This is a genomic window from Plantactinospora siamensis (assembly GCF_042434095.1).
Lineage (GTDB): Bacteria > Actinomycetota > Actinomycetes > Mycobacteriales > Micromonosporaceae > KBS50.
The window spans coordinates 419,059-435,562 of record NZ_JBHLUE010000004.1; the positions used below are offsets into that span (position 1 = coordinate 419,059).

General features: G+C 74.4%; 13 protein-coding genes. 4 read left to right on the forward strand and 9 right to left on the reverse strand.

What is annotated here, in order from left to right:
* Window positions 1–4: 4 nt before the first annotated feature.
* The 7 genes from ACFFHU_RS06835 to ftsY all read right to left on the reverse strand — a co-directional run bounded on the left by ACFFHU_RS06835 (window position 5) and on the right by ftsY (window position 8,257).
* A complete protein-coding gene (locus ACFFHU_RS06835; protein WP_377336828.1) occupies window positions 5–142 on the reverse strand; it encodes a hypothetical protein in 138 nt (45 codons plus the stop codon).
* Between the two features lie 154 nt (window positions 143–296).
* The gene (locus ACFFHU_RS06840) at window positions 297–2,756 is read right to left on the reverse strand and encodes a [protein-PII] uridylyltransferase (RefSeq protein WP_377336829.1); all 2,460 of its coding nucleotides are present in this window, start codon (window positions 2,754–2,756) and stop codon (window positions 297–299) included.
* Window positions 2,757–2,794: 38 nt separating this feature from the next.
* Entirely contained in the window at window positions 2,795–3,133 is a 339-nt protein-coding gene (locus tag ACFFHU_RS06845) for a P-II family nitrogen regulator (protein ID WP_377336830.1), read from the reverse strand.
* A gap of 27 nt (window positions 3,134–3,160) precedes the next feature.
* Window positions 3,161–4,648 carry an ammonium transporter gene (locus ACFFHU_RS06850; RefSeq protein ID WP_377336831.1) on the reverse strand — a complete coding sequence of 496 codons (1,488 nt, stop codon included), beginning with the start codon at window positions 4,646–4,648 and terminating at the stop codon, window positions 3,161–3,163.
* Window positions 4,649–4,857: 209 nt separating this feature from the next.
* Window positions 4,858–6,120 carry an MFS transporter gene (locus ACFFHU_RS06855; protein ID WP_377336832.1) on the reverse strand — a complete coding sequence of 421 codons (1,263 nt, stop codon included), beginning with the start codon at window positions 6,118–6,120 and terminating at the stop codon, window positions 4,858–4,860.
* A gap of 50 nt (window positions 6,121–6,170) precedes the next feature.
* Window positions 6,171–6,959, reverse strand: coding sequence for a phosphotransferase (locus tag ACFFHU_RS06860; RefSeq protein WP_377336833.1), 789 nt, complete (start codon window positions 6,957–6,959; stop codon window positions 6,171–6,173).
* Window positions 6,960–7,036: 77 nt separating this feature from the next.
* Window positions 7,037–8,257 carry a signal recognition particle-docking protein FtsY gene (gene ftsY, locus ACFFHU_RS06865; protein ID WP_377336834.1) on the reverse strand — a complete coding sequence of 407 codons (1,221 nt, stop codon included), beginning with the start codon at window positions 8,255–8,257 and terminating at the stop codon, window positions 7,037–7,039.
* Window positions 8,258–8,495: 238 nt separating this feature from the next.
* On the opposite strand from ftsY, the gene ACFFHU_RS06870 reads away from it, so the two are divergent.
* The 4 genes from ACFFHU_RS06870 to ACFFHU_RS06885 all read left to right on the forward strand — a co-directional run bounded on the left by ACFFHU_RS06870 (window position 8,496) and on the right by ACFFHU_RS06885 (window position 11,984).
* Window positions 8,496–10,298 carry an alkaline phosphatase D family protein gene (locus ACFFHU_RS06870; RefSeq protein ID WP_377336835.1) on the forward strand — a complete coding sequence of 601 codons (1,803 nt, stop codon included), beginning with the start codon at window positions 8,496–8,498 and terminating at the stop codon, window positions 10,296–10,298.
* Between the two features lie 8 nt (window positions 10,299–10,306).
* Window positions 10,307–10,795 carry a MarR family winged helix-turn-helix transcriptional regulator gene (locus ACFFHU_RS06875; RefSeq protein ID WP_377336836.1) on the forward strand — a complete coding sequence of 163 codons (489 nt, stop codon included), beginning with the start codon at window positions 10,307–10,309 and terminating at the stop codon, window positions 10,793–10,795.
* A gap of 114 nt (window positions 10,796–10,909) precedes the next feature.
* Complete coding sequence (locus tag ACFFHU_RS06880) at window positions 10,910–11,404, forward strand: universal stress protein (protein ID WP_377336837.1); 495 nt, start codon at window positions 10,910–10,912, stop codon at window positions 11,402–11,404.
* 49 nt (window positions 11,405–11,453) lie between these two features.
* A complete protein-coding gene (locus tag ACFFHU_RS06885; protein ID WP_377336838.1) occupies window positions 11,454–11,984 on the forward strand; it encodes a DinB family protein in 531 nt (176 codons plus the stop codon).
* A gap of 101 nt (window positions 11,985–12,085) precedes the next feature.
* On the opposite strand, the gene ACFFHU_RS06890 is transcribed toward ACFFHU_RS06885, so the two are convergent.
* Both ACFFHU_RS06890 and smc read right to left on the reverse strand, forming a co-directional pair.
* Window positions 12,086–12,706: an HAD family hydrolase gene (locus tag ACFFHU_RS06890; RefSeq protein WP_377336839.1), complete on the reverse strand. Its 621-nt coding sequence runs from the start codon at window positions 12,704–12,706 to the stop codon at window positions 12,086–12,088.
* A 1-nt stretch (window position 12,707) separates the two neighbouring features.
* A complete protein-coding gene (gene smc / locus ACFFHU_RS06895; RefSeq protein ID WP_377336840.1) occupies window positions 12,708–16,289 on the reverse strand; it encodes a chromosome segregation protein SMC in 3,582 nt (1,193 codons plus the stop codon).
* Window positions 16,290–16,504: the final 215 nt, after the last annotated feature.

Genomic DNA, 16,504 nt, shown 5'->3' on the forward strand with positions numbered 1-16,504 from the left:
GGCATCACAGGATGTCACGCCGGCGCCGGCACGCCGCCACCGACAGCGCCAACCCCACGAGGTACGTCCCCACCACCACCACCGCGGCCTGCGCGTCGCCGACGGCCCGGACCGGCGGTGGTTCGCGGCTGGCTTCCGTCATGCTCCCCACGATGCCCGCCGGACCCGCCCGTCCGCGTCACCCCCCGGGCGTCATCCCGGGTACGTCCGCTGACGTACCGGGCCGCGCATCGCTGACGGCCAGCGGTTAGGAGGGGGCCCTTCCTATACAGAAGGCGATAACAAGGGGCCCTTCCTTACGCGGCGGCGAGGACGGCGGCCTCGACCCGGTCCCGTTCGGCGGGGACGGACCAGTCCCCCTCCAGATAGAACGCGTCCACCACGTCGGCGCCGAGGGTGCTCACCCGGGCCGCCCGGACGAGCGCGCCGGCCGCGTCGAGGGCCGCGGTCACCCGGTGCAGCAGCCCGGCACCGTCCGCGGCGCGCAGTTCCAGCACGGTGGCGCCGGTGGCGGCGCCGCGGTGCCAGACCACCCGCGGCGCGGCGCCGGGCGGCGGGGCCGGCCGGATCCGCAGCCGGCGGGTCACTGAGTCGTCCCCGTTCAGCACCCGGCGAAGGTCCGCGGCCAGCGCGGCCGGGTCCGGCGGGCTGCCGTAGCGGGCCTGCACCCGGCACTGCACGAGGGCCCGTCCGGCCACCACGCACGCGTCGGCGGTCAGCACCTCGAGCCGGTGCGCCGCCAGGCAGCCGGCGACCGCCGCGAGCAGTCCGCGCCGGTCCGCGGCCGCCACGACCACCCCGTCCCGGCTGATCCGCACCGCCGGCAGCGGGCCGGCCACCAGGGCCGGGTCGGGCTCCGGCGGGGCCGGCAGCCGTCCGGTGTCGAGCGCCGTGCGTACCCGGTCGACCAGCTCGGCCACCAGCCGCGCCTTCCAGTCCGACCAGGCCGCCGGGCCGGTGGCCCGGGCGTCGGCCCGGACCAGCCCGTGCAGCAGTTCCAGCGTGCCGGGGTCGCCGACCGCGTCGACCACCGCGGCGATGGTGACCGGGTCCGACAGGTCGCGCCGGGTGGCCACCTCGGGCAGCAGCAGGTGGTGCCGGACCAGCCGCCGTACCGTGTCCACCTCGGCGGGCGGCAGCCCGATCCGGGCGGCCACCGCGCCGGCCACCGGGGCGCCGGTCTCGCTGTGGTCGCCGCCGGGCAGGCCCTTGCCGACGTCGTGCAGCAGGGCGCCGAGCAGCAGCAGATCCGGCCGCTCCACCTCGCGGGCGTACCGCCCGGCCTCGGCGGCGGTGACCACCAGGTGCCGATCCAGGGTGAACCGGTGCACCGGGTTGTGCTGCGGCAGGCTGCGCATCCGGGGCCACTCCGGCAGCCAACCGTCGACCAGCCCGTACCGGTCGCAGGTTTCCCAGGTGGGCACCAGGCCGTCGCCCGCGCCGAGCAGCCGGAACAGCGCGGACCGGGCGGCTGGAGGCCACGGCGTCGGCAGCGGCGCCGCGTACGCGGCGAGCCATTCGCAGGTGGCCCGGGCGATGGGTAGCCGGTGCGTGGCCGCGGCCGCGGCCACCCGCAGCGCCAGGCTCGGGTCGGGTCGCGGCCCGATGGCGGTACGGGCCAGCACCAGCTCGCCGTCCTGCTCGACCACGTCCGGCGCCACCGGCCGGCGGCTGGGTCCACCGACCCGCGGGGTACGGCCGGCCGCCCGACCGCCGGACGCGGGAGCACCGGAAGCGGGAACGCCGAACGCGGGAACGCCGGAAGCGGGAGCGCCACTGCTGCGCGCGGCCCGCAGCCGGGACGCCGCCCGCCACGCGTCGTCGAGGGCGTGCCGGACCGTCCGGGCGTCCCCGGCCACCCGGCGCAGCAGCACGTCGCCGGGATCGGTGGTGGCGGATCCGTCCGCCGCCACCGCCGTCCCGACACCTGCCCCCGCGTCTCGCGCCGTCCCGTTCGGGTGGGGGTGGCCGGGCGCGGGGTCGCGCTGGCTCTGGCCCAGGCCCAGCAGCTCGGCCACGGCGGCCCGTTCCTGCGCCACCAGCCGGTCCACCCGGCGGCCGGTGGCCAGGTGCAGCGCGTCGCGGGTGTCCAACAGCCGCCGGTGGGCCGCCCGGACGGCCGGCCGCAACCCGTCGGCCATGCCGGCCCGGCCGACGGCCCGCAGCACGCCCACGTCGCGCAGCCCGCCGGCGGCCTCCTTCAGGTCGCCCTCGAGCAGGAATGCCAGCTCGCCGTGGGCCGCCCAGCGCGCCTCGGTCAGCTCGCGCAGCCGGGGCAGGCGGCGCGGCGCGGTGCGCCGCCACAGGTCGGCCGCGGCCGAGATCAGGCCGGCGGACAGCTCCCGGTCACCGGCCAGGTGCCGGGCGTCCAGCAGGCCGAGCGCCACCTTGAGGTCGTCGTGGGCCACCGACAGCGCCTCGGGCACCGTCCGGACCGAGTGGTCCAGGCCATACCGGGCGTCCCAGATCGGGTACCAGAGCGCCGCGGCCAGGTCCGCGATGCCGGCCATCCCGCGGTGCAGCAGCACCAGGTCCAGGTCGCCATAGGGCGCGCACTCCCGCCGGCCCAGCCCGCCGACCGCCAGCAGCGCGACCCCGGTGGCCGGGAACTCGGCCGGCAGCAGGGTGGTCAGCCAATCGTCGAGCGCCGCCGCCCGCTGCGCGCGGGCGGCGGCGCCGACGCTCCCGGCGCCGCCGCCGGTCAAGGAGCGCGCGTCGGCCGAACCAGCCGGGGATGATGCGCTCTCCTCGATCATCGGAAGCGTCCGGGACGTACGTTCACCGGCTTCACGGCCTAGAGCGCGTCCAGGCCGCGCTCGCCGGTGCGGACCCGGACGACGTCCTCGACGGCCGTCACCCAGACCTTCCCGTCACCGATCTTTCCGGTACGGGCGGCGCCCACCACGGCATCGACGATCTTGTCGACGTCCATCTCGTCGGTGAGCACCTCCACCCGGATCTTCGGGAGGAACTCGACGGTGTACTCGGCGCCCCGGTACACCTCCGTGTGCCCCTTCTGCCGGCCGTAGCCCTGCACCTCGCTGACGGTCAGGCCGGCCACGCCCAGGGCGTGCAGCGCCTCCTTGACCGCGTCCAGCTGGTAGGGCTTGATGACCGCGGTCACCAGCTTCATGTCCAAACCCTCCATCGCGCAGAAACGTTAGCCGGGAATCTTCTCGTCCACATCCGTGCTGCTCGCGTCGACCCGCCGCGGGCCGTCCGAGGCGGCCGGCGTACCGGATCGGGACCCGGCGCCGGACGTCGCGGCCGGCGTGCCGGCGCCGGATGTCGCGGCCGGCGTGCCGGCGCCGATGCCGGCCAGCGCGAAGGCCCCGGCGCCGCCGCCACCGCCGCCGGCGTTGGACAGGTCGTAGCCGCTCTCCGCGTGCTCGGCCACGTCGATCCCGTCCACCTCGGCCTCCGCGGAGGCGCGGAACCCGATGGTCTTGGAGATCACCCAGCCGAGCGCGAGGGCCACCCCGAACGACCAGACGGTGACCGAGGCGCTCGCCGCGGCCTGCCGGCCGAGCTGGGTGAGGCCGCCGCCGTAGAACAGGCCGTCGGAGCCGCCGATCACGTCGCGGATGGCCGGGTTGGCCGAGGTGGCCGCGAACAGGCCCAGCCACAGCGAGCCGATCCACCCGCCGACGAAGTGCACGCCCACCACGTCGAGCGAGTCGTCGAAGCCGAGCCGGTACTTCAGCCCGACCGCCACCGCGCAGACCGCGCCGGCCACCAGACCGAGCAGCACCGCCGAGTACGGCGCGATGAAGCCGCAGGCCGGGGTGATCGCGACCAGGCCGGCCACCGCCCCCGAGGAGGCGCCCACCAGGGTCGGCTTGCCGTTGCGGAGCCACTCCACGACGATCCAGCCGAGCAGCGCGGCGGCCGTGGCCACCTGGGTGTTGATGAACGCCAGCCCGGTCACGCTGTCCACGGTCAGCTCGGACCCGGCGTTGAAGCCGAACCAGCCGAACCACAGCAGGCCGGCGCCGAGCGCCACGAACGGCACGTTGTGCGGCTTGAAGCTGTCCCGTGGCCAGCCGATCCGCTTGCCGAGCACGATGGCCAGGGCCAGCGCCGCGGCGCCGGCATTGATGTGCACGGCCGTGCCGCCCGCGAAGTCCAGCGCGTGCAGCTTGCTGAAGATCCAGCCGCCGCCCCAGATCCAGTGCGCCACCGGCACGTAGACGATCGTGAACCAGCCGAACGCGAACAGCAGCCAGCCGCCGAACTTGGCCCGGTCCGAGATCGCGCCGCTGATCAGCGCCACGGTGATGACCGCGAAGGTCAGCTGGAAGGCCAGGAAGACGTACGTGGGGATGCCGATCCCACTCGGGTTGTCGGCCGTGGCGCCCCACAGCTCGGTCGGGAACGTCTTCGTCCCCAGGTATTGCGTGAAGCTTCCGATGATGTTGTTGGCGCCGGTGCCGTCGTTGGTGCCGAACGCCAACGAGAAGCCGTAGATCAGCCACAGCACCGAGATCAGTCCGATGGTGCTGAAGCTCATCAGCATCATGTTCAGAACGCCCTTGGCCCGGTTCAGTCCGCCGTAGAACATCGCCAAGCCGGGCGTCATCAGCAGCACAAGCGCAGTCGACACGAGAAGCCACGCGGTATGGCCGTGGTCGATCGTCGCCTCAGGCACGCTGGCCTCCTATCGGTGAAGGTCTCCTCCCAGGTCGGGGCCGCGTCGCCCGTCCGCCGGTTGCGGGAAGCTTTCCGGTCCCCTGTTTCGGGCTCGGTCTCCGCGATGTTTCGGGGTGGTCACCGATTGTTTCGGGCCTGTGAAGAATCCGGAGGTGTTAAGAAGGGGCCCTTTCTATACCGAAAGCGATAAGAAGGGGCCCTTCCTTCTCAGACCGGGGCCGGGGCGGCCGGGCGCTCCGGCTGCTGGTCGGCGTGGGCGATGCGGGTCAGCTCGCGCCAGAGCGCCACCACGAAGACGGCCGAGCCGACGAAGGCGAACCAGAATGGCGCGGTCACGCCGTAGCGGCTGGCCAGCGTGCCGCCGATGGCGGAGCCGATCACCAGGCCGCCGTACGTGCTGATCGTGTTGATGCTGTTGACCCGGCCCTGCAACGCCGACGGGACGGCCCGCTGCCGGACGGTCATCGAGGTCGTCCCCCAGATGAAGGCGTGGGCGCCGAAGACGAAGAAGATCACCAGGGCCAGCCACGGCACGGTGGTCACGGCCAGCGCCAGATGGGTGAGCGTCTCGATGATCAGTCCGGCCCGCATGATGTTGCCCAGGCTCACCCGCCGGGTCAGCCAGCCGTACAGCGCGGTGCCGACCAGGCCACCCACCGCCGACATCGTGGTGATCAGGCCGAAGCCCACGGCGCCCAGGCCCAGTTGCCGCTGCGCGTAGAGCACCAGCACCGACCAGGCGGCGCCGAAGGTGACGTTGAAGATCAGGATCGTCAGGCACAGCGTACGCACCGCCGGGTGCCGCACCGCGAAGCGGAAGCCCTCGCCGATGTCCCGACGTACCGTCGACGATCCGGCCTCGGCCTCCCGCTGGTGTGCCGGAAGCACGACCCTGGACACCAGCAGCACGCCGGCCGCCGCCAGGACGGCCTCGGTGGCGAACGGCCAGGCACGCCCCGCGGCGAACAGCGCCGCGCCGACCGCGGGGCCGAGGAGCTGGTTCATGGTGATGAACCCGGTCATCACCCGGGCATTGGCGATCGCCAGGTCATCCCGGCGCACCAGCATCGGCGCCAGGGTGGCCGAGGTGTTGTCGGCGAACACCTCGGCGCTGGCCAGGACCCCCAGCGCGAGCAGCGCCACGACCACCGAGTGGCCGCCGGTGAACAGCATGACCGCTACGGCGAGCAGGACCCCCACCCGCAGGCCGTCGGCCACCATCACGATCCGCCGCCGGTCGAGCCGGTCGGAGAGCACGCCCGCCCACAGGCCGAAGACCAGCGGCGGCGCCCAGCGCAGCAGGGCGGCCAGCGAGACCAGGAAGGCGTTGTCGGTCAGCGCGGCCACCAGCAGCGGCCCGGCGGCCAGGGCGATCCCGTCACCCAGGTTCGTCGTCCACGAGGAGGCGAGCAACCAGCGGAAGCTCGTACCCAGCCGGGCCGGCACGACGGCATCCACGACTCTGCTCACGAGGTGCGGAGCCTACGCCGGCCGAGGGCTGGGCGCACCCGATTTAACCGCTACCGCAGCGCCCACTCCAGCAGGTGCCGCTCGTAGTCCAGCAGCCGCAGGTCGCGCATCGGGCGGCGCAGGTGGCCCTTGTGCACGATCCGCACGAACGCCGGGTCGCCGGCCGCGGCCATCCGGCGGATGCCCTCGACGTGGTCCACGATCCGCTTGCGCATCGTCCGGACCAGCCGGTGCCGGTCCCGCGGGATGAGCCCGTACGCGTCGGCGAACAACCGCAGCCGGCGCGGCCGGTCCGGGCGCTTCCAGCCCAGCGTGTACGAGTCCCGGTCGCTGAACAGCGGCACCCAGGTCCAGGCCGCGTACGCCACGTCGTAGATGCGGGCGCCCGGCGAGGCCAGGTCGAAGTCGATCAGCGCGAGCGTGCCGTCCGGCCGCCAGATCACGTTGTGCGGCGCGGCGTCGTGGTGGCAGATCACCTCGGTGTCCGGCGGCGGCGGCCCGAACGACCGCCACACCGCGTTCGGCGGCGGCGCGAAACCGTACTGCGCGTCGTGGAACATCCGCAGCATGGTGGCGACGGTGACCAGCGCCTCGTCGGTCACCCAGTGTGGCTTGAGCGGATATTCCCCGCACTCCCCCTCGAGGTAGGACAGCACCTCGCGGTTGCGGTCGTCCATCCCGAGCGCCCGGGGCGAGCCGGTGAAGCCGACGTACTCCAGGTGTCGCAGCAGCGCGTGCACCGACGGGGTCCACGGCCCGACGTTGCGCCGGACCGTGTCGCCGACCCGGACGACGGTGCTGACGTTCCCGCCGTGCAGCGGGATCTCCTGCGCGGTCACGTACGGCCTCCCGAGGCGAGACGCCCGATCACCCGGATCGCGCCAGGTGCCGGCGCGCTGGTCGCTGGCCACCGAGGTTACGCGCCCGGGGCCAGCGGCTCGGTGCCGAGCAGCGCGTCGACGAACTGGCTCGGCTCGAAGGGCGCCAGATCGTCCGGTCCCTCACCCAGGCCGACCAGCTTGACCGGGATGCCGAGCTTGCGCTGCACCGAGATGACGATGCCGCCCTTGGCCGTGCCGTCCAGCTTGGTGAGCGCCACCCCGGTCACGTCGACCACCTCGGTGAACACCCGCGCCTGCTCGAGCCCGTTCTGCCCGGTGGTGGCGTCCAGTATCAGCAGCGTCTCGTCGATCGGCCCGTGCTTTTCGACCACCCGCTTGACCTTGCCGAGCTCGTCCATCAGGCCGATCTTGTTCTGCAGGCGGCCGGCCGTGTCGATGAGCACCGTGTCCACCCCGGTCTCGATGCCCCGCCGGACGGCGTCGAAGGCCACGCTGGCCGGGTCGGCCCGCTCGGGCCCGCGGACCACCTCGGCCCCCACCCGGGTGGCCCAGGTGGTGAGCTGGTCGGCCGCCGCGGCCCGGAAGGTGTCCGCGGCGCCCAGGACCACGGTACGACCGTCCGCGATCAACACCCGGGCGATCTTGCCGCAGGTGGTGGTCTTGCCGGCGCCGTTCACCCCGACCACCAGCACGACGCCGGGCGTGCCGTCGTGCGGGGTGGCCCGCAGCGAGCGGTCCAGCTCCGGGTCGAGCGCGTTCACCAGCTCGGCCGCGAGCAGGGCGCGCAGCTCGGTGCCGCTCCGGGTGCCGAGCACCCGGGTCCGCTCCCGCAGCCGGTCGACGATCTCCCGGGTGGCCTCCACCCCCACGTCGGCGGTGATGAGGCTGTCCTCGATCTCCTCCCAGGTGTCCTCGTCCAGCCGGTCCCGGGCCAGCAGGCCAAGCAGCCCGCGCCCGAAGACGTTCTGCGACCGGGACAGCCGGTCGCGCAGCCGGATCAGCCGGCCGGCCGTCGGCTCGGGCCGCTCCAGCGGCGGGACCTCGACGGTCTCCGGCGCCGCCACCAGCGGCGGCTCGGTCTCCGGCGGGTAGAGCACCGGGGGTTCCTGGACGATCGTGCCGCTGCGGTCGGCCTCGCCGGCCTCCACCGGCGGGCCGGCCAGGTCCTCCTCGGCCCGGGTGTCGACCTCGGTCTCGGGTAGGGGTGGCCGGCGCCGCAGCTTGGGAGCCACCAGACCGAGCGTGCCGAGCAGCAGCACGCCGAGCAGGACCAGAGCGAGGACGAGGTATTCCATGCCCGGAATCCTGACAGATGGCTGTGGCCCCGGCCCACCGGGCGTAAGGAAGGGCCCCTTGTTATCGCTTCCGGTATAGGAAGGGTCCCCTGTTAACCACTCGGCCGGCATGCCTGATCAGGGTGGTCGGGCGCGGGTAGCCTTGCCAGCCAGCGGTTGTCCGGACCGGCTCTCACCGTCACGGAGGTTCCGAAATGCCGTACGCCCGTCCCCGCCCGTGCCCACGGCGTGCGCCGTCGTGACCCCGGAGCTGTTGGTCGGGCCGCTGCTGCGGCGGGTGGTCGACACCCGGGCCACCATCTGGGTGGAGACCAGCGCCCCGGCGCTGGTCCGGGTCGGTACGCCGGACGGCGCGGCCGGGCAGGCGGAGACGTTCACCGTGCAGGGCCACCATTACGCGATCGTGATCGTCGACGGCCTGGAACCGGACAGCTCCACCCCCTACCAGGTCTTCCTGGATGACGAGCGGGTCTGGCCGGAGCCGGGCTCGGGGCAGCCGCCCAGCATGTTGCGCACCCGCGCGGCCGACGACGCGGCGCAGCCGGTCCGGCTGGTCTTCGGCTCGTGCCGGGAGACCACCCAGCACGCCACCACCCGCCGGCTCCCGCCGGACGCGCTCGACGCGTACGCCCGGCGGCTGATGGCCGGCGGCGAGCCGCCCGACCTGCTGGTGCTGCTCGGCGACCAGGTGTACGCGGACGTGACGTCGCCGCGGATCCGCCGGCTGCTGCGCCGACGCCGGCGGCGTCCCCGCGGCGCCCCGGACGACCAGGTGGTCACGTACGACGAGTACACGAAGCTGTACCTCGAATCGTGGCGTGATCCGGAGATCCGGTGGCTGTTCTCCACCGTGCCGAGCGTGATGATCTTCGACGACCACGAGATCATCGACGACTGGAACACCTCGGCGTCCTGGCGCGCCGACATGCGGGACCAGCCGTGGTGGGCCGAGCGGATCGCCAGCGGGCTCGCCTCGTACTGGGTCTACCAGCACCTGGGCAACCTGCACCCGGACGAGATCGCCACCGACCCGGTGTACGCGGCGGTGCGGGCCGCCGGGGACGGCTCGACGGTGCTGCGTGAGCTCGCCGCCCAGATCGACGCCGAGGCCGACGAGCCGCCCAGCGAGCGTCCCCGGCGGTACCAGTTCAGCTACACCCTCGACATCGGCCGGACCCGGCTGATCATGCTGGACAACCGGTGCAGCCGGGTGCTGAACCCCGGGCAGCGGGCCATGCTGCCGGCCGCCGAGTGGGCGTGGTTCCTGGACCGCGCGCACGGCTCGTACGACCACCTGGTGGTGGGCGCGTCGCTGCCCTGGCTCATGCCGCCGGGCATCCACCACATCGAGGCCTGGAACGAGCGGCTGGCCGAGTCGCCCCGACCCCGCGTGGCGGCCTGGTCGGAGCGGGTGCGGCGGTCGCTCGACCTGGAGCACTGGGCCGCCTTCCGCCGCTCCTTCGAGGCGATGGCCGAGCTGTTCGCCCGGCTGGGCGCCGGCGAACCGGCCACGCGGGGACGGCCGGGCACGCCCGGCGACCGGGTCGGCGCCGGCCCCGCGTACCCGCCGCCGGCCACGATCAGCGTGCTCTCCGGTGACGTGCACCACTCGTACGTGGCCCGGGCGCGGTTCCCGGTCGACATCGACACGCCGGTGCACCAGCTCACCTGCTCGCCCATCCACAACCAGGTGCCCGCGCCGATGCGCCCACTGATGCGGCTGGGCTGGTGGCGGGGGCCCGCGCGGGCGGTCCGGGCGCTCGCCTCGGCCGCCGGGGTGCCGCACCCGCCGGTCCGCTGGCGCCGTACCGCCGGGCCGTACTTCGGCAACGCGGTGACCACCCTCCGGTACGCCGGGGACACCGCCGACGTGTCCATCGAGGGCACCACCAAGGAGGGCGAGCTGCGCCGGGTGGCCGCCGTGCCGCTGCGGGCGCAAGCCCGTACCGTTCCCGCAGAGCCGGACCGGGCGACCCCACCGGCGGTGGCCGCGGTGCCGGGCGGGACGATGGAACCGGACGGGCCGGACATCCGGCAGTAGACCGGCGAATGGGGGAGCTGGTGGAGATGGCCTCGGTGGCTACCGACCGCGGACGGCGGCCCGACGAACCCGGCGCGGAGGTGCTGCGCGCGGTGGAGGACGAGCTCACCCTGCTGCTGCGCCGCACCCGGACGATCTCCTGGGACGTCGCCCGCGAGGTGCAGGCGGATCTCGAGCCGAACGCGTACGGGCTGCTGCTCTGCCTGCGCCGGACCGGTCGGGTCCGGCTGACCGAGCTGGCCGCCCAGCTCGGCCTGAGCAAGGGCACGCTGAGCCGGCAGCTGACCAGCCTGGAACGGCTGGGCCTGGTCCGCCGGGTCCCCGACCCGCAGGACGGCCGGGCGGCCCTGCTGGAGCTGACCAGCGAGGGGCAGCGCCGGTTCGACGGTGCCCGGTCGGCCCGGATGCGCCAGCTGCGACTCGCCCTGGACGGCTGGCCGGCGCGGGACCTCGCCGAGTTCGCCCGCCTGCTGCACCGGTTCAACGAGGCCGGCTGAGCGCGGACCGACCACGCCTTCCGGAATGGCCGCGGTGGCCGTACCGTTGCTTAAGGCAACGAGGTGTCCGATTCCGGATCGACGGCGACCCGGCGTCCAACGGCAGGTGAATGTATGGCTGCGCAGCCGGTCGACCGCGAGGAGTACGGCCCGGTCGCCGAACCGGTGCCGTTCGAGCGGGGCACCGACGGGCCGCGGGTGGTGCTGGTGGGCGTGGACGGCAGCCGCACGTCGCTGCGGGCCGCCGCGTACGCCGCCGGGCTGGCCCGCCGGCAGCGGTCCCGGCTGGTGGTGGTGTTCGTGGCCGCGTCCTCCGGCCTGGGCGCCCTCGCCCTCGGCCCGGTGGCCTCGGCGATCCAGGAGACGCACGAGGAGCTGACCGCCGAGCTGCGCCGGGAGTGCAAACGGGGCGCGGACGAGCTCGGCCTGCCGATCACGTTCCTGTCCCGCCGCGGTGACCCGTACCTGGAAATCCGCGCGGCGGCCGACGAGCTGCGCGCGGACCTCGTGGTGGTCGGCACCAGCGAGCAGGCCGGTCACCGGCTGATCGGCTCCATCGCCAACCGGCTGGTCAAGTGCGGCCGGTGGCCGGTCATCGTGGTGCCCTGACCGCGACCCGGGCAGCGGCCGGCAGACCCCGCCGGGGATCATGTCCGGCATGACGTGGACCGCCCCCGAAGTCACCCGTGTCGATGAGCCGTACGTCGCCGACGAGCGCACCATGCTGGAGGGCTGGCTCGACTACCACCGACAGACCCTGTTGCTCAAGTGCGCCGGGCTGACCGCCGAGCAGCTCAAGACCGCCAGCGCCGAGCCGTCCAGCCTGACCCTGCTCGGCCTGGTCCGGCACATGGCCGAGGTGGAGCGTTGGTGGTTCCGGCGCAAGGTCGCCGCGCTCCCCCTGGACGACATCTACTGCACCGAGGCGAGCCCGGACGGCGACTTCGACGACATCGCGGACGCGGATCCCGAGACCGACTTCGCCACCTTCGACGCCGAGGTGGCGGCGGCCCGGTCGGCGATGGTGGGCCGTCCGCTGACCGACACGTTCCGGCGGAAGAACCGCGACGGCGTCGAGGAGGAGATCAGCGTCCGCTGGGTCTACCTGCACATGATCGAGGAGTACGCCCGGCACAACGGGCACGCCGACCTGCTCCGGGAACGCATCGACGGCGTCACCGGGGACTGAGCGCCCCGGGTACCGGCCGGCTCGGCCCGCCGGCGCGCTGTGGCCCGCGGCGTTAAGAGGGGCCCCTTCCTATACCGAAGACGATAAGAAGGGGCCCTTCCTTACAGCCCCAGGGCGGCGCGCAGGTAGGGCAGGTCGGCCGGGCCGGTCCAGCGGTACGCGGACAGCCCGGCGGCCCGCGCCCCGGCCACCGCCCGGTCCGAGTCGTCCACGAACAGGGTCCGGGCCGGCGCGGCGCCGACCAGCCGGCACGCCTGCGTGAAGTACTCCCGGCTCGGCTTGGCCGCGCCCAGCACCGAGGAGTTGATCACCTCGTCGAACTCGTCGGTGAGGCCCAGCGCGGTCAGGTCGGCGTCCAGCGCGTCGGTGGCGTTGGTGGCCAGCCCCACCCGGACACCGGCGGCGCGGACCGCCCGGACGAAGTCGAGCACCTCCCGATCCACCTCGCCGCGATAGAGCTGCCACTCGGTGACCGCCGCCTTCGCCCGATCCGGGTCACCGGTGGCCACGGCCAGGGCGTCGGTCACCGTGGCCAGCCAGTCGGCGTGGGTCACCTGGCCGGTGACGGCCGGCTGCAGCAGCGCCCAGCGCATGGCGGTCTCCAGCAGGACGCCGGCGGGCAGCTCGTAGCGCCGTTCGACCTCTCCCACGGCGGCGGGATCCCAGCGCCGCAGCACCCCGTCGAAGTCCACCAGCAGTGCCGTCGCGCGCTCGCGCGCCATCTCAGTCCTCCGCGGGGTTGTTGATCCGTTGGCTGATCACCTGCGTGACGCCGCTGCGCATCGTCACGCCGTACAGCGCGTCGGCGATCTCCATGGTCCGCTTCTGGTGGGTGATGATGATCAGCTGACTCTTCTCGCGCAGCTGGGCCATCAGCGTGATCAGGCGGCCCAGGTTCACGTCGTCGAGCGCGGCCTCCACCTCGTCCATGATGTAGAACGGGCTGGGCCGGGCCCGGAAGATGGCCACCAGCATGGCCACCGCGGTCAGCGACCGCTCGCCGCCGGAGAGCAGCGACAGCCGCTTGATCTTCTTGCCGGGCGGCCGGGCCTCCACCTCGACGCCGGTGGCCAGCATGTCCTCCGGGTCGGTGAGCACCAGCCGCCCCTCGCCGCCGGGGAAGAGCACCCCGAAGACCTGCTCGAACTCCCGGGCCGTGTCCGCGTACGCGCTCGCGAACACCTCGAGGATCCGGTCGTCCACGTCCTTGACCACGGTGAGCAGGTCCCGCCGGGTGGCCTTGAGGTCCTCCAGCTGCTCGGAGAGGAACTTGAACCGCTCCTCCAGCGCCGCGAACTCCTCCAGGGCCAGCGGGTTGACCTTGCCGAGCAGGGCCAGCTCCCGCTCCGCCTTGCCGGCCCGCTTCTCCTGCACCGGCCGTTCGAACGGGACCGGCTCGGGCGCCGGCACCCCGTCCCGCTCGGCCGCCGCCACCTCGACCTGAGTGGGCGGCACCAGCTGCTGCGGCCCGTACTCGGCCAGCAGGGTCTCCACGTCCAGCGCGAAGTCCTCGGCCGCCTTGGCCTCCAGCTGCTCGATCCGCATCCGCTGCTCGGCCCGGGCCACCTCGTCCCGGTGCACGGCGCTGGTCAGCCGCTCCAGGTCGGCGCCCAGCCGCTTGGCCGCGCCGCGTACCTCCTGCAGCTCGGCCTCCCGCGCGGACCGCGCCGCGGCCAGCTCGTCCCGGGCCCGCTCGGCGTCGGTGAGCGAGACCGCCAGGTGGGTGAGCGCCTCGCGGGCACCGTTCTCCACCGCCCGCGCGATGGCCGCGCCGCGGGCCCGGGCCGCGCGCCGGGCCGCCGCGCGCTCCCGCGCGGCCCGCTCCGCCGCCGCCTGGCGCAGCAGCGAGTCGGCCCGGCCGGCGATCGCGGCCACCCGCTCTTCGGCGGTACGCACCGCCAGCCGCACCTCGAGCTCGTTCTGCCGGGCCCCCGGCAGGTACGCGGCCAGCTCGTCCCGTTCCTCGGTGGACGGCTCGGCGTCGATCGGCGTGGCCTCTGCGAGCCGGAGCCGCTCCTCCAGCTCGGCCAGGCCGGCCAGGTCCCGCTCGCGGGCCTGCTCGCCCCGGTCCAGCGAGGCGGCCAGCCGCTCGGTCTCGGCGGCGGCCGACCGGGCCGCGGCGCCCAGTTCGGCCAGCCGGCGGGCCGCGGCGTTGCGCTGCCCCTCCGCCTCCCGCCGCACCGCCGCGGCCGCGGCCAACTCTTCCTTGCGCTCGGCCACCTCGGCCCGGGCCTCGCCGAGCTGCTCGTGCAGCTGGGCGATGGTCTCCTCGGCCGCGCTCCGGTGCGCGCGGGCCTCCTCGACGGCCGCCTGCACCTCGATGAAGCTCGGCGCCTTGGCCGAGCCGCCGGCCGCCGCGTACGCGGAGAGCACGTCGCCGTCCGGGGTCACCGCCCGCAGCTCCGGGTGCGCGGCCGCCAGCGCCGCGGCGGCCGCCAGGTCCGGCACGAGTACGACGTCCCGCAGCGCCCGGTGCACGGCCGGGCGGAGCTGGTCGGGGGCCTCCACGAGATCGGGCGCCCAGCGGGCCCCGGCCGGCAGCTCGGGCCGCAACGAGTCCAGCGACCCGACCATGCCGGGCCCGGCGTCGCCGGCCACCAGCAGGCTGGCCCGGCCCGCGTCGGAGATCTTGAGCAGCCGCATGGCCTCGACGGCCTCGTCCACGCCGCTGACCGCCACCGCGTCGGCGAGCCCGCCGAGGGCCGCGGCCAGCGCGGCCTCGTGGCCGGGCGCCACGGTGAGCAGCCCGGCCAGCCCGCCCAGCAGGCCCGGCACCTCCCCGCCGCGGGCCAGCAGCGCGCCCGCCCCGTCCGCCCGGCGCAGGCCCATGGCCAGCGCCTCCTCCCGGGCCTTCCACGCGGCCGCGTCCTTCTCGGCGGCCCGCTCGGCGTCCGACAGCGCGCGGACGTGCGCGGTGGCCCGCTCGTGCGCGGCCTGCGCCTCGGCGTGCCGGGCGTCCAGCTCGGCGTTGTCCCGGTCGGCCTCGGTGGACTCCGCGGCCACCGCGTCCAGCTCCGCCTGCGCCTGCCCGGACCGGGCCTGCGCGTCGGCGTGCGCGGCGCGGAGCCGTTCGATCTCCTCGGCCGCCGAGGAGGTACGGGCGCGGGCCGAGTTGACCTGGCCGGTCAGCCGGGCCAGCCCCTCCCGCCGGTCGGCGATGGCCTTGGCAGCCGTGACCAGTTCCCGTTCCGCCGCGGCGAGCTGGCGTTCCAGCTCCTGCCGCCGCTCCACGGCCTCGGCCAGCCGGACCTGGTCGTCGGTGAGGGCCGCGCGCAGCTCCTCCTCCTGCTCCCGGACCCGCTCGGCCTCGGCCGTCAACTGGGCCGGGTCGCGGCCGGGTCGCTCGTCGTCCGGGGTGGCGCTCATGTGCCGCAGCCGCTCCCGGGCCAGCTGCTCGGTGGACCGGAACCGCTCCTGGAGCGCGGCCAGCTTGTACCAGGTGTCCTGGGCGGCCGCCACCAGCGGCGCGTCCTGCGCCAGCGCGACCTCCAGCTCGGCCAGCCGGCCCTGGACCTCGGCGTGCTCGGCCTCCACCTGTTCCCGACGCTCCCGCAGCGCGGTTTCGTCGGCGATCTCCTTGTCCAGGGTGCTGCGCAGGGTGTGCAGGTCGTCGGCGAGCAGCCGGAGCCGGGCGTCCCGCAGGTTGGCCTGGATGGCCGCGGCCCGCCGGGCCACCTCGGCCTGCCGGCCCAACGGCTTGAGCTGGCGGCGCAGCTCGGCCGTGAGGTCGGTGAGCCGGTTGAGGTTGGTCTGCATGGCCTCGAGCTTGCGGAGCGCCTTTTCCTTGCGCTTGCGGTGCTTGAGTACGCCGGCGGCCTCCTCGATGAACGCCCGGCGATCCTCCGGCTTGGCGTGCAGCACGGCGTCGAGCTGGCCCTGGCCCACGATGACGTGCATCTCGCGGCCGATGCCCGAGTCGGAGAGCAGCTCCTGGATGTCGAGCAGCCGGCAGGAGCTGCCGTTGATCTCGTACTCGCTCTCGCCGGACCGGAACATCCGTCGGGTGATCGAGACCTCGGTGTAGTCGATCGGCAGGGCGCCGTCGGTGTTGTCGATCGTGAGCGTGACCTCGGCGCGGCCCAGCGGCGCCCGGCCGGCGGTGCCGGCAAAGATCACGTCCTCCATTTTGCCGCCGCGCAGCGCCTTGGCGCTGTGCTCGCCGAGCACCCACGCGATGGCGTCGACGACGTTGGACTTGCCCGAGCCGTTCGGCCCCACCACGCAGGTGATGCCCGGTTCGAGCTTCAGCGTCGTCGCCGAGGCGAAGGACTTGAAGCCCCGCACCGTCAGGGTCTTGAGATACACGCCGTCCGATCCTCGTCCGCGGCCACCCCGGGCCGCTCCGCGGTCCCGCCGGACCACCCCCTGGCCAGGGCGTTCCCGCCGGGATCTCCCGGCCGCCGCCCTGCGGCACCGGCACCCCCACGCCCCGGTCCGCTGGCCCTGCCGTTGCCGACCGGGCCACGCCCCCTGTTTCCCGCAGCGTAACCCGCGGGCCTGCCGGCACTGACCCGCGGCTC

Coding starts and splice junctions, on each gene's coding strand:
- ACFFHU_RS06840 (WP_377336829.1), bottom strand. CDS start 2,756: ATGATCGAGGAGAGCGCATCATCCCCGGCTGGTTCGGCCGACGCGCGC.
- ACFFHU_RS06890 (WP_377336839.1), bottom strand. CDS start 12,706: ATGGCGCGCGAGCGCGCGACGGCACTGCTGGTGGACTTCGACGGGGTG.
- ftsY (WP_377336834.1), bottom strand. CDS start 8,257: ATGGAATACCTCGTCCTCGCTCTGGTCCTGCTCGGCGTGCTGCTGCTC.
- ACFFHU_RS06875 (WP_377336836.1), top strand. CDS start 10,307: ATGGGGGAGCTGGTGGAGATGGCCTCGGTGGCTACCGACCGCGGACGG.
- ACFFHU_RS06880 (WP_377336837.1), top strand. CDS start 10,910: ATGGCTGCGCAGCCGGTCGACCGCGAGGAGTACGGCCCGGTCGCCGAA.
- ACFFHU_RS06845 (WP_377336830.1), bottom strand. CDS start 3,133: ATGAAGCTGGTGACCGCGGTCATCAAGCCCTACCAGCTGGACGCGGTC.
- ACFFHU_RS06885 (WP_377336838.1), top strand. CDS start 11,454: ATGACGTGGACCGCCCCCGAAGTCACCCGTGTCGATGAGCCGTACGTC.
- ACFFHU_RS06835 (WP_377336828.1), bottom strand. CDS start 142: ATGACGGAAGCCAGCCGCGAACCACCGCCGGTCCGGGCCGTCGGCGAC.